Annotated in this window: 10 protein-coding genes; 9 read left to right on the forward strand and 1 reads right to left on the reverse strand. The window is 43.2% G+C overall.

The window, feature by feature from the left end:
* The first annotated feature begins 152 nt into the window (after window positions 1-152).
* The 9 genes from PKOR_RS11790 to PKOR_RS11835 all read left to right on the forward strand — a co-directional run bounded on the left by PKOR_RS11790 (window position 153) and on the right by PKOR_RS11835 (window position 16,415).
* Window positions 153-707: an RNA polymerase sigma factor gene (locus PKOR_RS11790; RefSeq protein ID WP_046310949.1), complete on the forward strand. Its 555-nt coding sequence runs from the start codon at window positions 153-155 to the stop codon at window positions 705-707.
* Window positions 708-776: 69 nt separating this feature from the next.
* Window positions 777-1,796, forward strand: a complete 1,020-nt coding sequence (locus PKOR_RS11795; RefSeq protein ID WP_046310951.1) for a FecR family protein — start codon at window positions 777-779, stop codon at window positions 1,794-1,796.
* On the forward strand, window positions 1,765-5,139 hold the full coding sequence (locus PKOR_RS11800; RefSeq protein WP_148561676.1) for a SusC/RagA family TonB-linked outer membrane protein: 3,375 nt from the start codon (window positions 1,765-1,767) through the stop codon (window positions 5,137-5,139). Before PKOR_RS11795 ends, PKOR_RS11800 begins: the two co-directional genes overlap by 32 nt.
* 24 nt (window positions 5,140-5,163) lie before the next feature.
* Complete coding sequence (locus PKOR_RS11805; RefSeq protein ID WP_046310952.1) at window positions 5,164-6,723, forward strand: RagB/SusD family nutrient uptake outer membrane protein; 1,560 nt, start codon at window positions 5,164-5,166, stop codon at window positions 6,721-6,723.
* Between the two features lie 38 nt (window positions 6,724-6,761).
* The gene (locus PKOR_RS11810) at window positions 6,762-8,186 is read left to right on the forward strand and encodes an alkaline phosphatase PhoX (protein WP_046310954.1); all 1,425 of its coding nucleotides are present in this window, start codon (window positions 6,762-6,764) and stop codon (window positions 8,184-8,186) included.
* 51 nt (window positions 8,187-8,237) lie between these two features.
* Window positions 8,238-10,079 carry an alkaline phosphatase gene (locus PKOR_RS11815; RefSeq protein ID WP_046310956.1) on the forward strand — a complete coding sequence of 614 codons (1,842 nt, stop codon included), beginning with the start codon at window positions 8,238-8,240 and terminating at the stop codon, window positions 10,077-10,079.
* 25 nt (window positions 10,080-10,104) lie between these two features.
* A complete protein-coding gene (locus PKOR_RS11820) occupies window positions 10,105-10,959 on the forward strand; it encodes an endonuclease/exonuclease/phosphatase family protein (RefSeq protein ID WP_046310957.1) in 855 nt (284 codons plus the stop codon).
* A gap of 676 nt (window positions 10,960-11,635) precedes the next feature.
* Window positions 11,636-14,887 (forward strand): SusC/RagA family TonB-linked outer membrane protein, encoded by a 3,252-nt coding sequence (locus PKOR_RS11830; RefSeq protein WP_235337490.1) that lies wholly within the window; start codon window positions 11,636-11,638, stop codon window positions 14,885-14,887.
* A 49-nt stretch (window positions 14,888-14,936) separates the two neighbouring features.
* The gene (locus tag PKOR_RS11835) at window positions 14,937-16,415 is read left to right on the forward strand and encodes a SusD/RagB family nutrient-binding outer membrane lipoprotein (protein ID WP_046310960.1); all 1,479 of its coding nucleotides are present in this window, start codon (window positions 14,937-14,939) and stop codon (window positions 16,413-16,415) included.
* 76 nt (window positions 16,416-16,491) lie between these two features.
* Here the strand turns inward: PKOR_RS11835 and PKOR_RS11840 are convergent, their stop codons facing one another.
* On the reverse strand, window positions 16,492-19,041 hold the full coding sequence (locus PKOR_RS11840) for a phosphocholine-specific phospholipase C (RefSeq protein WP_046310962.1): 2,550 nt from the start codon (window positions 19,039-19,041) through the stop codon (window positions 16,492-16,494).
* Window positions 19,042-20,512: the final 1,471 nt, after the last annotated feature.

Here is a 20,512-nt window from a genome sequence, read left to right on the forward strand (position 1 = left end):
GTTGCTATACTGCCCGGGTTTCTTTATAAAGCTTTACTAATTCATTTTAAAACGTGATTATGAGTGTGAGCAGGTAATAGTTTAATAACATAACCTTTGCTTTGATGTAATAGCCACTCGTTTCCTTTGTCTGGAAAAATTGTGTGGGTTAAATGGTGTCAGCAGAGACTTGGATTAAAATTCAAAACGGTTCGGAGGAAGCCTTTCAGGAGTTATTTGATGAGCAGTGGAAGCGTTGTTTTTCTCTATCCTATAATATGCTACGCGACAAGGAGCAGGCTGAAGATCTGGTGCAGGAAGTGTTTACGGATTTATGGGTCAGGAGAAAAACCCTGTTACTCCAAAATCCAGAGGCTTTTCTAACCCAGATGATCAAAAATAAAGCATTTAGCTCTTTATCACGAACGCGTATTCCCGTTAGAAACCTGGAAATACTTGAAGAGCTTCATAAAGAGTTTTCCCCTGAGGATACCTATATACTTGGGGAACTTCATGCTCAAGTTAATCTTCTTATAGAAAGCTTGCCGCCACGTTGCCGTGAAGTTTTTGTTTTAAAGAGGTATGAAGAAATGAGTGTGGAGGAAATTGCCACAAAGCTAGATATATCTATCCGTACTGTTGAGCACCACTTATACCAAGCTGCCAAAATTCTTAAAAGCAACTTATACCCCATTATGCTATTGTTAATATTGCGTGCTTCAATTTAACATATTCATTACTACTCTGCACTAAGTACAAAGTGCCCTTTCGGATACTTACTCATGAAAAGCAATTATATGAGTAAGGAAAAATACTGGCAGCAAGTCTTTCATAGATATTTACAGGGGGAAGCCAGCCAAAAAGAAAACAATACTTTACAGAAATTCATTCTGTATCTAGAGCAGAATCAGAATGAAGAAGCCATTTGGAATGAAATTGGAGAGCCTGACGAGGAAATAAAGAGGCGTATACAACTTAAGATTACACTCCAAAAGAAACACTTAAACACTCCTATTGTGTGGTATAAGCGGCAGGCTGTAAAGATTGCTGCAACTATTCTGCTGATATTAGCCAGCAGTGCCTTTCTATACACAAGCGTTAACCACAACAATATACCAGCCGGAACACAGGCTGAACAGTTTACATCTGTTTTGGTTGCGCCTGGCCAGCAAAAAGAACTTGTTCTGCCTGATGGCTCACGGGTAAAGCTTAACAGTGGCAGCGAACTGAAGTATAGCGCCAGCGAATTTGGTAGTGAAGAGCGTAGGGTATACCTGAAAGGGGAAGCCTTTTTCGAGGTAAAGCGAGATACTATGCATGCTTTTGTTGTCGAGACGCAAGGCCTTACTACCCGTGTTCTTGGCACCTCCTTTAACATCAATACACACGATAGCGAACATGCTGTAACAGTAGCTACAGGGCTGGTAGAAGTATCTGAAAAGATAACAGGCAAGGCTAATAAAGTGCTGCTACATCCTTCAGAGAAAGCAATATTTAACGTGGAGGCAGGTGAGCTGCAGAAGTTGAAGCAGGTAAGTCTAGATGATTTTGCCTGGACTGAGCGCATACTTGTCTTACAGGACATGCCTCTTCATAAAGCTATTGACAGAGTGGAACGATGGTACGGAGTAGAAATAGCATATAACTCAGAAATGTCTGGAAGAAGGCTTACAGCCAGATACGAGAATGAGACGCTTGAAGACGTGATGCAAAGCCTCTCTTTCCTGCTTGACCTCACCTGGGAAAAGACAACACCTTATAAACTAAATCTTAAAAATCCTTCTAATGATGCGAAAAAAAATACGGGCAAAAAATAAGGCAGCTTCTCGTAAGAGATACCCTCTGCTTTTTCTTGCGCTGATGGGTACGGCTTCGTTGCCTTCCTATTCACAAGCCACTGAGTCATATCCTGTTAATTTTTCAGTAACAAACGCTAGCTTACCTGAGATTTTCAATAAACTTGAGGCTACCACAGGCTATAGCTTTGCTTATACTGATGAGGTGGCAAAACTAAATAAATCCTTCTCTGTGGCTAAAACTAAGTCGATTGATGAGGTACTAAAGAAGTTATCAGAAGAAGGTAATCTGAAGTTTAGAAAAGATAACAAAACTATTTCTATAGCGGTTGATGAGGCTGGCAAAAAAGAAAAGCAGCAAATAAGTACCGTTTCAGGACAAGTAAAAGACAATACAGGCCAACCGCTACCAGGAGTCTCAGTTACTATAAAGGGTACATCTAAAGGTGCTGTTACTGATGTTGATGGAAATTATTCCGTTAATGTTTCTGGTCTGGATCAGCCGGTTCTGATTTTCTCCTATATTGGCTTTGCCAGCCAGGAGGTGGTAGTAAACAACCAGAGCCAGCTTGACATTGTACTTGGAGAAGATACAAAAAGTCTGAGTGAGGTGGTAGTGATTGGTTACGGTACAGCCAAAAGGTCAGATATCACCACTGCAATTACTACGCTGCCCAACGCGGATAAAATCGCCAATCGTCCTATTTCTAATGTAGCTGATGCTTTGCAAGGAAATCTGGCTGGTGTAACGGTTACACAAAGCGGGGGAGATCCTTCAGCTGCGCCACAAATAGTAATAAGAGGAGCCGGTACCATCAACAGCGAATCCCCTTTGTGGGTAGTGGACGGCATGCCTTATTATGGTGGGCCTCTGAATCCCAGAGATATTGAAACTTACACCGTATTGAAGGATGCTTCTGCTGCTGCAATATATGGAGCACAGGCTTCATCAGGCGTTATACTTGTCACTACTAAAAGCGGTAAGGCCGGAAAGCCAAGAGTTTCATTAGACACTTATTATGGTTGGCAATCGGCTCATAAGTTGCCGGAAGCGCTTAATGCCGCAGAACAGTCTGCTGTATATAACCAAGCCGCAGATAATGCTGGCGCATCACGTCCGGATGCCCATAACCCGGACAAGAACCCGTGGGGGCAGGTAACACGCACTAACTGGATAGATGAAATTTTTAGAACGGGTGGCATATATAACATCAATGCCAGTATCAGTGGTGGTAACGACAAAGGCCGCTATTTATCCTCCTTTGGGTATCAAAACAAAGATGGTGTCTTGCTGAACACGAACCTGAAGCGATACAATTTCAGGATAAAATCAGACTACGATTTTAGTGATAAGGTGCGCGTAGGGCAGAACCTCTACGTTAACCAGAGTAATTCTCAAGGAACAAATACCTCTAACAGCTACTCCGGAACTATTATAAATGCCATTTATATGCCGCCTGCAGCACCAGTTTATGATGAAGAGGGTAACTTTCACGGAGTTGTGCCTGATAACCTGGTAAGTTCATTTGGTGGTTCTTATGGCGATACCTATAACCCTGTTGCATTATTACTTCGCCCTACGGTAAACAGCCCGAGCCTTAATATAAACGGAACAGCCTATGTAGAGTATAGTCCACTCGCAAACTTAAAGTTCAGGAGTGGCTTTAGCATGGACCTGTTGCGGGATTCTTACAAGCGCTTTGATCCGCGCATTCCGGAACCAGGCAAGCCTAACTCCATGAACTACCTGACACAAAGTGAGGCAAGCAGAAATAAGTGGATATGGGATAACCAGTTGTCTTACCAGAAAGCCATTGGGAAAAGCTTTTTTGATGTAACAGCTGTTTATTCGGCACAGCATACCAACTATGAGTACAACTGGCAAAGAGGACAAAACTTTGACCGTGAAGATGATTGGTTCCAGTACATGGGCAATGCCAAAGAAATCATTGAAAGGCCAACCAGTAGCGTGTATGAAGACGCCTTAACCTCTGCAATAGGAAGAATATCTTACAACTACGATGACCGTTATTTCTTAACAGGTAGTATGCGTCGGGACGAGAGTTCGCGTTTACATGCCGACAATAACAGCGACATTTTCCCTGCAGCTTCTGCTGCCTGGAAAATATCCTCAGAGCCTTTCTTTCGTACCGATTTCTTCCAGATGCTGAAACTTAGAGCATCCTGGGGACAGATTGGCAATATACAGTCGGTTGATTACTATGCTTACAATGTGCCATTAGAGGCTGGAAATGCCTACCTTGGTGCTTCTCCTGCTTTTCAGCAAGCTTATTATATCAATAAAGAGTCTAATCCAAGGCTGGAGTGGGAACGTTCGGAGACCTTTGATGTTGGTCTGGACGTTGCCATGTTTAACGACCGCCTGACGCTTACTGCTGATTATTATGAGAAGTATACAAGAGGACTTATACTGCCGGTAGACCCCAACCGCCATGTCGGGGTACAAAATGGCGCTACCAGAAATGTCGGAACTGTACTAAACAAAGGTCTTGAACTGGCACTGGGCTACAGCGGGAACATAGGTGAGCTGACCTACCAGGTAAATGGTAATATCACTACGCTTAAAAACGAGCTACAGGATCTGAATGGCTACGGCAATGATCACATTGTGCATAACCAGAATGTGCGCAGTATGTTCTCTCCTTATCGTTCTACGCCAGGCCAACCACTTTTCTCTTACTACCTGATACCGCACGACGGTATTTTTCAGTCAAATGAGCAGGTAGCTGAATATACGAATGCACAAGGAGAGTTAATTCAGCCAAATGCTAAAGCCGGTGACCTGATCTTCCGGGATGTAAACGGTGACGGTAAGATTGACGACAATGACCGTGTGTATATGGGTAATGCCATGCCAGACGTAGCCTATGGTCTTAACTTAAACCTACAATGGAAGAACTTTGACCTTACTTTGTTCGGACAGGGCGTAAGTGGCGTGAAACTGCTGACTGGATATAAATACTCAACCTATAATGCAGGCCTACAAGGCTACAATCTGGATCGTGCTGTGCTGGATGCGTGGACACCTCAAAACACAGGAGCTTCTATTCCAAGACTTTCTACCAGTGATACAAATCTAAACTTTGGTACTGCCTCTGACTGGTACCTGGAAAAAGGAGACTATTTCCGGATTAAAAACCTGATGATTGGCTATACCTTGCCTGCCCAACTTATGAGCAGAATCAGGTCTGGTGCCAGTTTAAGAGTTTATGCTGCTGCTGAAAACCTGCTTACCATTACTCCTTATGAGGGGCTTGACCCTGAAATAGGAGGTGTAGGGCTAGACATGGGTACTTATCCTGTACCACGCACTTATACTGTCGGATTAAACCTGCATTTCTAAAAACTTAATTAAGAAATCATCATCATGAAAATAAAAAAGTTTCTGCCATTAATGCTGTTGCTGACTCTATCTGTAGGGTGCAGCGATGACTTTACTGAACTTACTCCAAAAGGATCTACCACCTATTCCAATTTCTGGAAAACAGAACAGGATGCTGTTGCCGCCTCTAATGCCTTGTATACTCACATGTATAACGATGTAATGTTTGGTCGGGGCTTCTTCTGGTTTATCAATGCCTCTGACGACATGGTAACGGGTCGTTCTAATGCTACTGCTGAAAACATCCGCTACTTCAGAACAACGGGTGGAGAAAGCTATATCCGGAACATATATGGTAATTTGTATCAGACTATCCGGCGCGCTAATGAAATAATTAAGAATGTGCCGGACATACAAATGAATGAAGCTATGAAAAACCGGATTCTGGGCGAAGCTTATTTTATGCGGGGTTTTTCCTATTTCTACCTGGCATCTTACTACGGCGACCAAAGGGCTGGAGTGCCCATTGTAACAGAAGAAAACATGGAGCAGACCCATTTTGGTCGTGCTGCCAATGCTGCAGAAAATTATAAGCTGGTGGAGAGTGATCTGAAGAAAGCAGCAGAACTGCTGCCGCTTTTCACTAGCTACAGCGATGAAGATAAAGGCCGAGCACATAAAGATGCAGCTTTAGGATACCTGGCTAAAACCTATTTGTACTGGGCCCGCTATGATGCCTCTAAATGGGCTGATGCGGAGCAAGCGGCTGATGCTGTCGCCAATTCAGGTTCTGGTCGAGCACTGATCAACACAGGTAACCCCAAAGAGGATTTTGCCAGCGTTTTCTACATTGCTAATAACTGGTCTAGTGAGTATATCTGGTCGGTAGTGTCGGGAAGGCAGACAGGCAGTATTTTACCTGGCGTAATGCTCGAAAACAAAGGCTGGGGTAAGTATAATGGCTGGGGATATTTTCAGCCTACCTTAGAGCTTTACAATGAGTATGAGGCTGCTGACGTACATAGAAGAAAGGCAACTATACTCGAGTTCGGGGATGAATTTCAGTATTTGGGCCAGACAAGACGCTATGCTTCTTCAAACTCACTGACAGGCTTGCAGTTTAATAAATATATGGAGCCATACCGTTACCCAGTGGAGGAGCACCTCAACTCCAATGGAGATGAGCCTACTACAGACCTGAATGTACCTCTGCTGCGCTATGCCGAAATACTGCTGATAAAGGCAGAAGCTCAGATCATGCAGGGTAAAAATGGAGATGTGCCACTTAACCTGGTACGAGCCAGAGCAGGTTTGGAACCTGTTACAGGAGCTACTATTGCCGATCTGAAGCACGAGCGCCGTGTTGAACTGGCAGGTGAGTTTGCTGACCGGCATCTGGATCTGGTACGTTGGGGTGATGCACAGGCTGCCTATAGCGTAGCACCCCACGGACGTGTTCATGCCGATAAAACTAATCCTGATGCACCATATCAGGTAGTTGAACTGGAAGCAGCCCGTAACTTTAATCCGCAAGTGCATCATGTCTGGCCTATTCCGCCAGATGTTGTTAGTAGTTCAGATATTCCTCAAAACCAAGGTTGGTAGAAATTACCATAAGCCTTTACTTATAAAATATTTGGTTGATGAATAACGCAAACTCCTCTGCCTCACGCCGTCACTTTTTGAAATCGTCTGGTATTGCAACGTTGGGCTTTATGGGGCTCTACCAGTTTGTAGTGCAGCCATTACAAGCTTTTGGAAAAGAGGCTTTGGCACTGGACGCAGGATACGGCCCCCTGGTCACGGACTCTGCAGGGCTTCTTAACTTGCCCAAAGGTTTCTCTTATAAAGTTATATCGCAGCGTGGCGATAAAATGACAGACGGCTTGTTGGTACCCGGAAGGCCTGACGGCATGGGTACCTTTGCAGGGCCTAATGGTAAAACCATTATTATCAGAAACCATGAAAACAGCCCTGATACTTTTATAGAGGGAGCATTTGGGTTAAAGAATGAACTATTGCCTACAGTGAAAGCTGCAAACTTCTACGATTTTGGAAAAGGTAAACTGCCTGGCCTTGGTGGTACCACCACCATGGTTTATGATCCGAAGAAAGGAGAAATAGAAAAGCAATTTATGAGCCTGGCCGGCACATCCCGAAATTGTGCCGGCGGAGTAACTCCTTGGAACAGCTGGTTAACGTGTGAGGAGACAACCGTAAAGGCAGGCGCTTGTGATTACTTTGAGCAGGATCATGGATACGTGTTTGAAGTGCCAGCCTCAACACGAGTAGGAATGGTGACACCTATTCCTGTTAAAGCGATGGGGCGCATGAACCACGAAGCCGTGGCGGTTGATCCTAACACCAGCATTGTGTATTTGACTGAAGATCGTGGAGATAGCCTGATTTACCGTTATATACCAAATGAACCTGGCAAGCTTGCAAAAGGAGGAAAACTACAGGCATTAGTCTTAAAGGAACAAAAAAGCTGGGATACCCGCAATTGGGAAAATTCTAAAGGGCCTGAGTTTCCTGTAGGCAAGCAATTTGAAGTGGAGTGGCTGGACCTTGAGAACATTGACTCTCCGGATGATGACCTTCGCCTGGCAGGCTTCAACAAAGGTGCTGCCTGTTTCGCTAGGGGAGAAGGCATGTGGTTTGGCCAAAATGAGCTTTATTTTGCCTGTACTAATGGCGGGAAAGCTTATAGTGGACAGGTTTTCAGGTATGTACCAAGTCCAAACGAAGGCAAGCCAGAAGAAGCAAAGCAGCCAGGTAAACTGGAGCTGTTTCTGGAGCCAAATAACAAGGATATCCTGAAATACTGTGATAACCTGACCATAGCTCCATGGGGGGATGTGATTATGTGTGAAGATGATCCGCATCCATTTGTAGTGGGAGTAACACCTGGTGGCGAATTTTATAAGCTGGCGGAAAATGTTGGATTTCAGTCAGAATTTGCAGGAGGCGTATTTTCTCCTACCGGGGAAACATATTTTTTAAACATACAGGATGCGGGAATCACCGTAGCGATTACCGGACCTTGGAAAAAAGCGAAACTATTCTAAAATAAGGGCTCAGTGTGTGCAAAAGCATACCTGAGCCCTTTTAACTTTATCATGCATCGTAAACTATACACCTTATTGCTGGCTTCGGGCCTTTTAGTTACAACAGCCGCTGCGCAATCAACGGTATACACTCCGGACAACGCCCATTCACATAATGATTACCTAAATAACATACCCTTTTACCGAGCCTATCATAAAGGGTTTGGTTCTATTGAGGTGGATATTTTTCCTGTAAAAGGCGAGCTATATGTTGCCCATGAGAAGGATGAGATCAGCAAAGTAAGAACCTTATCCAAGTTATACTTGGAGCCTGCCCTTGCCGAGCTAGCAAAAGATGAGACGCGACAGCTAAGCCTACTTATCGATATAAAAGAAAATCATCAGGAGGCGCTGCGCCTGCTTGTTAAGCAGATAAAACCATTGAAAAAACTGCTTAATACTCCTGCTCGCAAAGGACAGCTGACCATTATTATCAGTGGTGACAGACCCCAGCCTGCCCGTTATGAAAATTATCCTGATTATATTTTCTTTGATGATAATCATCAAACAGTGCACACGTCTCAGCAGTGGGAGCGGGTGGGCCTTGTGAGTACCAGCTTCAGAAACTACAGTAACTGGAATGGTAAGGGTGTACTACCGAAGGAGGAGCTGGCAAGTATAACAGCCTTTGTGGGCAGCGTACATGCTGCAGGAAAAAAAGTTCGTTTTTGGGCTGCTCCAGATACTAAAACAGCTTGGTTAAGCTTAATGGATATGGGAGTGGATGTGATTGGAACTGACCGGATTGAGGAACTTGGCACAATAGTGCAGAAAAAAGGAGGAAACGAATACAAAGTGGCAGAACCTTATCCGACCTATACACCTACCTATAAAAACGATGGTGGGCAGGGGAGAGTCAAAAATATTATTTTCTTGATTGGAGATGGTATGGGGTTATCGCAGGTATATGCCACCTTTACTGCCAACCGGGGGCAGCTCAACATGTTTAAAATGCAGAATATTGGGTTATCCATGACAAGCTCTGCCGATGCTTATGGAACAGACTCTGCTGCAGGTGCAACCGCCATGGCCTCGGGGAAGAAAACTAATAACCGTGCGGTAGGAGTTAGTCTAACGGGTGAGCCCCTCCCATCGTTGGTTGTACATGCCTCTGAAGCTGGTAAAAAAACAGCTCTCATTGCAGCTTGTGATTTAACGGATGCCACACCTGGCGCTTTTTTCGCACATCAGAAGGAACGGTCTTTAGGAACAGCAATAGCCCGGGATTTACTTTCATCTCCTGTGGATATAGTGGTCGGAGCCGGGAAAAAGCATTTTGAAGCAAATGTTGACGGTAGCATTACACTCAAAGCACTAAAGGCAAAAGGTTACAGAGTAGTTGAAGAGTTACCGGATAATATGGATAAGGACAAGAAACTGGTCGCATTAGTGGCTGATAGCGCTGTTCGACCTGTTTTAGATGGGCGAGGAAACTACTTACTTTCTTCCTTCAGGAAGGTAACCAATTCTTTCTCGGATAATTCTGAAGGCTTTTTTCTGATGCTGGAAGGCTCACAAATTGACCATGGAGGGCATGGAAACAACCTTGCTCAGGTGATAACAGAAAATGCAGACTTTGACAAGGTAGTGGGCGAAGCCCTGCGCTTTGCAGACCAGGATGGAGAAACACTTGTGGTTGTGACAGCTGACCATGAAACAGGTGGGCTTACCCTGTTGGGCGGAAGTATTTCTGAAGGACGTGTTATAGGTGAATTTAGTACCGACGACCATACAGGTATTCCGGTACCTGTCTACGCCTATGGTCCGCATTCAAATGAATTCAGGGGAGTTTATCAAAATACTGAGATCTTTGAAAAGCTGCTTTCTTTGATAAGAAAGTACAAGGGGAATTAACTATTTTTTACTTATGATTTTAACTATGAAACTTAGGCACCTTATTCTTATTCTGGCATTAGTTTGCGTTTGCACGACTTTAAGCTACGCGCAGCAACTGACGGTAGGCACTTACAACGTGCGCTATGATAACCCCAGCGACACTGGAAACCTATGGGTGGATCGGGCACGGGTGGTGGCAGAGTTACTCCGCTTCCACGACTTCGACGTGTTCGGTACGCAGGAGGCCCTGAAAAACCAGCTGGACGATATTAGTCAAGCGCTGCCGCAGTATGCTCGCTACGGCAAAGGCCGCGACGACGGAAAGGAGAAGGGCGAGCACTCGGCAATATTTTACAAGAAAGACAAGTTCAAGCTCCTGGACAAGGGAGACTTTTGGCTGTCGGAAACACCAGATAAACCTTCGCTCGGGTGGGATGCCACCTGCTGCAATCGCATCGTCTCCTGGGTGTACCTACAGGACCTGGCCACAAACCAGAAGTTCTACTTCTTCAACGCCCACTACGACCACCAGGGAGTACAGGCGCGACGCGAGAGCAGCAAGCTGATCCTACGCAAGATCAGGGAAGTAGCTGGCAAGGAGTATGTTATATTAACCGGGGACTTTAACGGCGATCACGCCAGTGAGTGGTACCAGAGTGTGGCCAACTCCGGCTTGCTCAAGGACACATATAAGCAGGTAGAGCATCCTTATGCCAGCAATGCCTCTTTCAACGGGTTTAAAAACGAAGTGAAGGAAAACGGAATTATTGACCATGTGTTTATGAGCAAGGGCTTTAAGGTAGAAAAGTGGGGATTACTTACCGATACTTACTGTGGTAAGTTCCCTTCAGACCATTTCCCGGTGCTGGTTAAGCTAAGCTATGATTCCGAAATGTAATTTTCTGGATATAGATTAGGTGAGACAGAGCTTGGGTTTTAGAGCAACATCATCGACAAATAATTACTTTAAAGATAAGCCTAGCTTGTAAACAATGAGGCTGTCCAAAGAGGGCAGCCTCATTGTTTTTATCTGGAGTCATGTAGCCTTACTGCATTTTTTTACTCCTTGGAGGCACTATATATGTATAACTGGTTTGGCCAACTGTTGCTTTCCTGTTGCTGCTGCACAACGCTGCTTTTGATAGTGCTTTCAGCCTTGCCTATAACAGGTTTGTTGCATTTACTGGCTTGCCTTTGCTAAAAGTTATGTATAAGCAGTTGCTTATAGCTATTAAAGTTTTGTAAAAGTTATAACTCTTTAGCATGCTGCTGATAATGATTATATAATCATTGTTGAATATTCAGGTAAAGTTCATTCACGTACTTTGTTCCTGTTCTTAGGAAGCAAAAACAGAGGTTTATAGCGTGTGAGGAGAACAGAGAAGATATCCTGAAGCCAATCTTCAGGAATAGGTGAAAAAATATACCGAAGCAGATTTCGCTTCAGTACTGTAGTATACCTTTCCTTCTGCTTACATACCAGAGCTCCGGCATATTTCTCTTCTTTGTCCCAGGTCAATTGGTTGATCAATCTGAACTAAAAACAGGATAGAATAACCTATATAAAGTAAGCAATGATATCAACTTTACCAATAAAGCGCAAAGGAGGTTCCCGTCGCAGGTGCTTTCTTTTGCTATTGGCCATACTTGGCATCGGCCCTAAGGATGGTTTTACAATGGTGCCTGACTTTACCGTTGTCACATCATCTACTTCTGTTATCACCAATCAAAATCGTCAAAGCGAACCTTTATCGGGTTTGGTAAAAGACGCTACCGGCTTGCCACTTCCAGGTGTGTCAGTAGTGCTAAAAGGTACTTCTACAGGAACCGTTACCGACCATGAAGGGCGCTTTACAATTAACACGGCAGGCGTTAAGGAGCCCGTGCTGATTTTGTCCTACATTGGCTTTATAACCCAGGAAGTAAGTGTAGGTAGCAAAGGCTTTGTTGATGTATCGCTACAGGAAGATACTGAAACGCTCTCTGAGGTGGTGGTTACTGCTATCGGTATAAAACAGCAAAAGAAAAAGTTAGGGTATGCTACACAGGAAGTAAATACAGAAGTACTTTCTGAGGCTAAGGTTATGAATGTTGGGAGTGCTCTGTCTGGTCAGGTGGCTGGTCTTACGGTTACAAATCCTACTGGTATGTTTCAATCACCTTCATTTAACTTAAGAGGTAAAACGCCGCTTATCGTACTGAATGGAGTTCCTGTGGAAACAGACTTTTATGATATTTCCAGCGATGATATTGAAAATATAAATGTTCTGAAAGGTACAACAGCCGCTGCACTTTATGGTTCGCGTGGTAAAAACGGAGCCATACTCATCACTACGAAGAATGCCAAAAAAGAAGGCTTAGAGGTAAGCGTACGTACCAACACTATGTTTACGGCTGGATTTACGGTTTATCCTGAAACACAAACAGAATATGGCAACGGCTCTAATGGTCAGTATGAATTTTGGGATGGCGCAGATGGTGGTATCTCAGATGGAGATATGATTTGGGGGCCGAAGTTTGGAACTGGTGTAAAGGTTCCGCAATGGAACAGCCCTATTCAGGATAAAGAAACAGGGGAGGTTATACCTTGGTGGGGAAATGTTGAAGGAACTATATACGATGATAAGTCTAGATATGAGCGGGTACCTATTGATTGGGTACGGCACGATAACCTGAGAGACTTCCTGAGAACAGGAATAGTTACAGATAACTCTTTTTCTGTGGCTTATAAAGGAGACAGGGCACAATATTATGTATCAGGAAAATATGCTTATCAAAAGGGGCAGGTGCCTAATACATCCCTTCATACTGGAAGCTTGACCTTTAACTCAACTTATCAGCTAGCTGATAATCTGGAATTAGGAGCTAACCTATCTTATAATAAGGTGTATTCTCCTAACTTTCCTCGTTATGGGTATGGCCCTAAAAACCATATGTATACCATCTTAATATGGATGGGTGATGATGTGAACGGAAAAGAGCTGAAAGAGCACATGTATGTGCCGGGGCTTGAAGGATATCGCCAGGCTAACTATAACTATGCCTGGTACAATAACCCATACTTTGCCTCTTATGAGCTAGAGCAGGAGCAAAACCGTGATGTGTTAAACGGACAGCTTAAGCTAAACTGGCAGTTATCACCGAGTTTTTCAATCCAGACAAGAGCTGCCGCACGGGAAAGAGGTTCTTATGAAAATATGGAAAGCCCGAAATCTTATATGAACTACGGCGACTCACGCAATGGGGACTTTAAGGTGTGGAATAATTCTCAATTGAACTTTGATGCAGACGTCCTGGCTTCCTATTCTAAATCTTTGTCCTCTCAGATTGACCTTACTGTAAATGGTGGAGCCTCTACTTTTTATCGTAAAATACAGCAGGAATATGCTTCCAGCGATGGCCTGATAGTGCCGGGAGTATACAGCTTAAATAACACGCAGGGCCCTGTACAGGCAAGTAACTATTTCCAGACAAAATCTATCCGAAGTATTTACGGATCTGCTAACCTGGATTTATTTAATGCTGTTTTCCTTAACGTTACAGCACGTAATGACTGGTCTTCTACTCTTCCTGCTTCTAATAATTCTTACTTTTATCCGTCAGTATCACTAAGTACCATGGTATCTGAATTTATCCAGATGCCACGGTTCATTGATTACCTGAAACTTAACTCTTCATGGGCCCAGGTGTCCAGCGACTTGGACCCATATAGTATCTATGCCACTTATAGCAAAGGAGTTACTTACGGTACTATTCCTTCTGTTACTTACCCGGCAGGTCTGATTAACCCAGACATTAAACCTGAAAAAACAACTTCGCATGAAGTAGGGTTCTCAACTTCTTTTGCCAAAAACCGCTTCACTCTGGACGGTACATATTATTTTATCAAAGACGAGAACCAGATCATAGATCTTAATATTTCAGAGTCTTCTGGCTTTACTTCACGCAAGGTAAACGGCAATGTTTATGAAACCAATGGAGTAGAAGTTATTGCCGGAGTTAATGCCATACAAGCGAAAGATTTCTCCTGGAACGTAGGGCTTAACTGGAGTAAGTATGTAAAGAAAATAACAGAAGTATACGGTGGGCAGAAGTATGGTAACTTACAAGCTGGAGACCGTGCGGACAGCTACTATGCCTCCGTATGGCAAAAAAGTGCTGATGGCCAGTTAATTCTTGATGCAAACAGCGGATTACCAACCCGAGACCCATACCCGGTTAACCTGGGACACCTGGATCCTTCCTGGCGTTTAGGCTTACAAAACAGGTTTAACATCAAAAACTTTAAAGTTGCTTTAGATGTGGATGGAGCGTGGGGTGGTCTTCTTAGATCTATTACAATCGAGAAAATGTGGTGGGGAGGAAAACATCCTAATTCTGTTGAATACCGTGATGCTGAATATGCAGCTGGTAAGCCAGTTTACGTACCAGATGGCGTTGTTGTAACAGAAGGAGAGCTTACCAGAGATGTGAATGGAAATATTATTTCAGATACCCGCAAGTACAGACCTAACACGACAGCTGTGAACTGGCAAACCTGGAGCCAGATTTACCCTTACCAGGCACAGGTAACGGAAGATGAAAGTGAAAAATTTGCCAACGTTTATGATCGCTCTTACTTCAAACTCAGAAGACTTTCTGTGGGGTACGACCTGGCAAACATTTTTAAACTAGGCGCTATAAAGAATCTGGAACTTACGGCGTACGGGTACAACCTGTTCATGTGGAAGAAAATTCCTTATGTTGATCCTGATTATGGAAATGATGACAACCTGCAGGACCCTTCCGCTCGGTATGTTGGCTTCTCTCTTGATGCCAAATTTTAAACCCGCCAGACTATAATCGTCAGTTCCAAATTTCAATTTTAAACTTAACATGAAAAAGATATTCGGTTTTATGATAGCCTTGCTGGGTCTGGTTGCTTGCCAGGACCTGGAGGATATGAATGTAAACCCAAACCTGCCAACGGAATCGCACCCGCAGTTGCAGCTAACTAAAATAGAGTGGAACGCCTTTCAGGCATTTGGAGGTACCGGACCACTTTACGCCCAGAAAATGCTCGTGCAAACCGATGGCGAAAGCACACTGCAATATTATAAATGGGACCGGGGCAGTTTTGGCTCTTACTCCTCTTTAAGAGATGTAACTAAGATGATGGAAGAGGCGGAGCGTATAAATGACAACTCTTACATTGCATTAGCCAAATTCTTCAGAGCCTATTACTTCTATAACCTGGCCCTTACGTTTGGTGACATACCTTATTCTGAGGCACTGCAGGGTGAGTCAAACACTGCTTACGCGCCTGCTTATGACGATCAAAAAACTGTTTTTAAAGGTATCCTGACCGAATTAGCGGAGGCCAATACGCTTCTGAAAAATGAAAATAACATTATTGCAGGCGACATCATTTATAAGGGTGATATAACAAAATGGCAAAAGTTGATCAATGCGTTCCGTTTGAAAGTGTTAATGAGCCTTTCTAAAAAAGAAAGTGACAGTGAACTTAAAGTACGGGAAACTTTTGCCCAAATTGTGCAGGATGAGCCTTTAATGGAAAGTATAGCAGACAATGGCCAGCTGGAATTTCTAGATCAACAAGATAACCGCTACCCTGAGTTTAACTCAAGCAGCTTCGGCTCTGGTATGTATATGGATTCTACTTTTATACGTCGCCTGCAGGACAGAGAAGATCCACGCCTTTTTGTGTATAGCACCCAGACCAGGATAGGTAAAGAAGCTGGCAAAGCAATAGATGATTTCACTTCTTATGAAGGAGGCGATCCGGCTGCAGCCTATGCTACTGTAAATCTAAAAGCAGCTGAAGGTAAAGTTTCAAAAGTAAATGAGCGTTACTACCAGGACCCTACCACCGAGCCTAGAGTTTTACTGGGTTATTCTGAACAACAGTTGATCCTTGCAGAAGCATCTGTAAGAGGTTGGATCCCTGGTGATGCTGAGAATTACTATAATTCAGGTGTAAAGGCTTCCTTTAAATTTTATGAAACTTATGCAAAAGGATTAAGCCAGTATGTTAACGAAAGTAGAGCAGAAGCTTACTTGGCTAAACCTGTGAACAGCTTGGCACAGGCAAGCTCACAGGAAGCCAGGATTGAAAAAATTGTAATGCAAAGGTATCTGCAGTCTTTTTTACAGTTAAGCTGGACCCCTTTCTACGATCATTTAAGAACAGGATACCCTGATTTCCGTCGACCGCAGGGGGTGGCAATTCCCTACCGTTGGATGTACCCTCAGTCTGAGTATAACTACAATTCAGCAAACGTTTCTGAAGCCATCAGAAAGCAGTTTGGTGCCGGGAATGACAGAATCAATCAAAAAACCTGGTGGTTGAATTAAGAGCAGCCACTACATAAGTAAAAAGAACCCCTGGATGTATTATCCAGGGGTTCTTTTTTAGCAGGAACAGTATTTTTTATCCAACCACTCTTCCCATGTATGGATCACTATATCCATGCTTACCTGTCTCCACTCTTCCTGCATATCTTTTTTCGAAGGTATTATTACCTGTTACTCTTACACTGAAATCGTACCAGCCAAAGCTTTGCTTCAGATTAAGTACCAGTGTTGTAGGTGCCTTGTCTGTAGTACTGGCTTTCAACTCTTTTCGAAGATTATTGCTTTTGTAAGCAAGGTCTGTTATTTCAATGGTATAGGATTGATCGTTGCTAGTATTGAATAGCTTTAACTCCACATTTCCTGTTAACTTCTTTTTGCTTATTCTGTTACGTTCATAGTCAAACTGCACTTCAATGGCAGGGTCTTGTGCATTACCTGAAAATTCTCTGAAAAAACCGTTTGGTCCGTAGCACTTAAGATGGTAAACCCCATTCTCAAATGCATCAACTGGCCATGCATAGTCAATTTTATCTCCAGCACTTACCGCAAATGACCAATTATTCATAGTTTGCTGCTCGGCGTTTGCTTGTGAGAACTTACCAGGAGCATATACAGAAAAAGGAGAACCGGCTGTGTCTTTTTCAAAAACCTCCGTTTTAGATTCAAAGCTTATTCCGAAAGTTCTTTTATCAGCGCTTAATTTTCCGTCTACATACAACTGGTAAGGTAGTGAACAAGAGGATCTTATGCCTTCTTCCTGTTGTGGCATAAAAGCTGATGCACCTGTATTCTGGTTAATTGCTTCTACCTCTGCTTTTGTCAGTGATTTAAAGCCGGAAGGAAGTTCTTTAAACTTTGCTTTGTGTACACTTTGAATGAAGGGCTCTTTATCTATAAAAGCAGGATAAGAAATTTTTTCATTGTTGTAAGGCCGGAATACGGATGATAAATCACCACATACGGTTCGTCGCCACTCGCTTATATTAGGCTCTTTTACTTCTTTTCTAGTCTTCTTGCTTAAAAAGGTTTCCAGAAACTGCAGGCAAGAGGTATGGTCAAATACCTGTGAGTTAACCCAACCTCCACGGCTCCAGGGTGAAGCAATCACCATAGGTACACGGTAGCCTAGCCCGATGGGGCTTTCCCGAAGCCTGTCAGCAGGATAGCCTCTTTGCTCTTCCTGCTCCATTGTAACATGTTCTACCCTTGTATCAATGTTTTTTGAGGCTTGGCCAGTTTCAGGTTTACCAGTAACTGGTGGAACAAAAGGAGGGACATGATCAAAGTAACCATCGTTTTCATCATAGTTCATGATAAAGATAGTCTTCTTCCATACTTCAGGGTCTTTTGTAAGTATGTCCATCACCTCAGAAACATACCAGGCTCCGTACCAAGGTGACCCCGGGTGATCAGAAAAGTTGGAAGGTGCAACTAACCATGAAACCGTTGGCAGGTTACCTGTTTCCACATCCTTTCTGAACTGATGTAATATATCTCCCTTCGGAACCTTTACTTCACGCTGTGTGCCATTGTCATCATAGGTGAGTGTTTCAAGCTTATGGTAGTCCGGGTCGCCTGTATTTGTGGTAAAGGCCTTCTTATGAATGCTTTTCTCCCGCTCCGAAAGTATATCATACTGCTTCTGGCTCCACTTCTTCTGCTGATTTTTTACTGAAGCTAATTCTTTTTTCTTCGCTTCAAGCTCTTCTTTATCTTGCTGATTGAGTTGAATTTTATTTTCTAATGCCTCTATTTCACGAGCTAGCTTAGTTGATTTCTTTGCAAGATATTCCAGATGCTTGGCATGTAACCTGACATTATATTGAGCAAAATATTCTAGATCGTTGTCAGTGAAATTAGCTAACCAATCGTCTTCTTCTCCTGTAAAACCAACACCTACACTTAACTCATTCTGATACACTCTCCAGGATACGCCCAGGTCCTCCAAACGCTCAGGGAAAGTGGTCCAGCGTAAGTCTTTATAATCTATTTCACCATTCCACACGTGTGCCTTTGAAGTCTCAAGTTGCTTTTTCCGCACAGTGCCTGTCCAGAAAAAGCACCTATTAGGGCTTGTACCTGCTAAAGCAGAACTGAAGTATTGGTCACATACTGTAAAGGCGTCTGCTAAAGCATAATAAAAAGGTATATCAGCTCTATTATAATAGCCCAATGTCAGTGGCAGGTGTGCATAATCCTTATTGCCAGAGCTTTTGGTTTCCAGCCACTTATCATATTTTCCGTTGTTACGCGCATCTACTTGGTCGGTCCAGGAGTGGGGTAATGCACTCATCCATGTTGCCTTTGTGTCCTTTATGTTCAGGCGGAAAGGAGCAAATGTTTCACCTGCTGCATTTGATTGTAGCCAAACTTTATTTTTGTTAGGCAACTGAATAGCTCTTGGGTCATTGAAGCCCCGCACGCCCTGTAAAGTACCATAAGCATGATCAAAAGAACGGTTTTCCTGCATCAGGAACACAACATGCTCTGCATCCAGAAAAGTACTTCCAGGGTCAGCGCTAATGGACATTGCTTTTTGTATAGAGATGGGTAGCACATTGAACAACCCTGCACTTCCTGTTAATAAAGCGGCTTTTTTGATGAATTCTCTTCTAGTGTCTGACATCTAAATTTTTGAATTTATTCTTGGACTGGAGTTTTTTGACTAATAATAAAGTGCGGTTTGAAAGCTGAGCCTTTATAAAGCCTAACTTGTACAGTTGAAAGTATGCTCTTGCAGTACTTATCAACTAGATATGAGCACTGTTTTCAGGCGGAATAAAAATAAAGATTGGAGTATTAAGAAGATGTTAAAGTAGTGGAGCTCACAAATAGGATCATTGATCAAATTGAGGAGATGATAACTTAATCCAGCAAAAAGCAGGCATAGGGATACTGAAAAAATATTTTTACTTAATACATTAGGTCTTATTACAGGAAAAGGTGTTTTATATTCATGTATCAAGGAAACCTGAGGTAATTAATCGTTTCCGAGCCTAAAGGTGCATCCGTGAGTTAGCTTATCTTCCCTTCCTGGACATGATAAAGATCAGTGAAGAGTCAAAGGCTTTCTTCCCTGTTCCGGAGGCTCTTCGTGTTAACTCCTTCGAGCCGTTAAATCCTTAATAGAGAGGGAACAAGGTTGAATTATCCTTCATGGGGTGATTATTACGTTCCCTTTACCGTTCCCCGAAAACAAAAAAGCCTGTAAGAGTATGTCACTTACAGGCTTTTATTGTTTGTGATAGTGCCTTGGGCCCGACTTCAGTGGGTTCTTAACGGCTGCGAGTGTTTGAAAATGCGTGTTTACTGCGTGTATGGCGGCATGTTCATGAAGCTTCATCAGTCACAACAGCTTTTAATAAAATTTTTGCCACCTATTCTGCCACCACATATTTGAAGGCCTTAAGAGTAGTAGTAATACGTTTTAGTATCGCATAAGCAGCCTAAGTAGGAATATGACCTATCAAAGGTTTATGTTGGCAAATAGGAGAGGCCTTCTGGAAAGGGGTAAGGTATAGCCACCATACGGCATCAAATCGGACGCATGGAAAGGTGCGGGTCCAGGACAACTGGCAGGAAAAACTTAGCCTGGACAAATAGGGCAGCAAAAGACTCCAGGTGAGGTAAGGCCTCGAGCTGCAGAAGATAAGGTTTGAATGGAGCTAACATTTTATTTCTGATGGTGGACTTGCAAAGTGTTCTGCCTTTGATCCCAATATCTATCTTCCTACGTCTAAAGAATTAGGTCTATCATAGTCTGTAGCGCCTTAATGATAGGTACGCTTTGGTTGAAATCCTCAAGCTCAAGTAGCGGATCTGGAAAATAATGATTGCTTAATATTAGATATTTATGATTAACTATTTATTAATATGTTACGTATGTTTATCATCAAATTGATACAATACCTTTGCCCTAAGTTAAAGTAACGGGAGAGTAACAATACTCCAGCCATGTACTTTCGAAGGGCTTCCTCATGATCCAGCGGGTGCTTCCATTCATCAGAGAAGATTCCCCACGAATAAAGGCTTTGCTTTAAGAATATCTTCATACACTGCAGCAAAGGTTGCTGGTGCTTTAAAGAGTAATAAGTTAT

The organism is Pontibacter korlensis (assembly GCF_000973725.1).
GTDB lineage: Bacteria > Bacteroidota > Bacteroidia > Cytophagales > Hymenobacteraceae > Pontibacter > Pontibacter korlensis.

What these genes read in the sequence shown, in the direction of transcription:
- PKOR_RS11810 (WP_046310954.1), top strand. Translation starts at nt 6,762, where the DNA reads ATGAATAACGCAAACTCCTCTGCCTCACGCCGTCACTTTTTGAAATCG.
- PKOR_RS11820 (WP_046310957.1), top strand. Translation starts at nt 10,105, where the DNA reads ATGAAACTTAGGCACCTTATTCTTATTCTGGCATTAGTTTGCGTTTGC.
- PKOR_RS11795 (WP_046310951.1), top strand. Translation starts at nt 777, where the DNA reads ATGAGTAAGGAAAAATACTGGCAGCAAGTCTTTCATAGATATTTACAG.
- PKOR_RS11800 (WP_148561676.1), top strand. Translation starts at nt 1,765, where the DNA reads ATGATGCGAAAAAAAATACGGGCAAAAAATAAGGCAGCTTCTCGTAAG.
- PKOR_RS11835 (WP_046310960.1), top strand. Translation starts at nt 14,937, where the DNA reads ATGAAAAAGATATTCGGTTTTATGATAGCCTTGCTGGGTCTGGTTGCT.
- PKOR_RS11790 (WP_046310949.1), top strand. Translation starts at nt 153, where the DNA reads ATGGTGTCAGCAGAGACTTGGATTAAAATTCAAAACGGTTCGGAGGAA.
- PKOR_RS11815 (WP_046310956.1), top strand. Translation starts at nt 8,238, where the DNA reads ATGCATCGTAAACTATACACCTTATTGCTGGCTTCGGGCCTTTTAGTT.
- PKOR_RS11840 (WP_046310962.1), bottom strand. Translation starts at nt 19,041, where the DNA reads ATGTCAGACACTAGAAGAGAATTCATCAAAAAAGCCGCTTTATTAACA.
- PKOR_RS11805 (WP_046310952.1), top strand. Translation starts at nt 5,164, where the DNA reads ATGAAAATAAAAAAGTTTCTGCCATTAATGCTGTTGCTGACTCTATCT.
- PKOR_RS11830 (WP_235337490.1), top strand. Translation starts at nt 11,636, where the DNA reads ATGATATCAACTTTACCAATAAAGCGCAAAGGAGGTTCCCGTCGCAGG.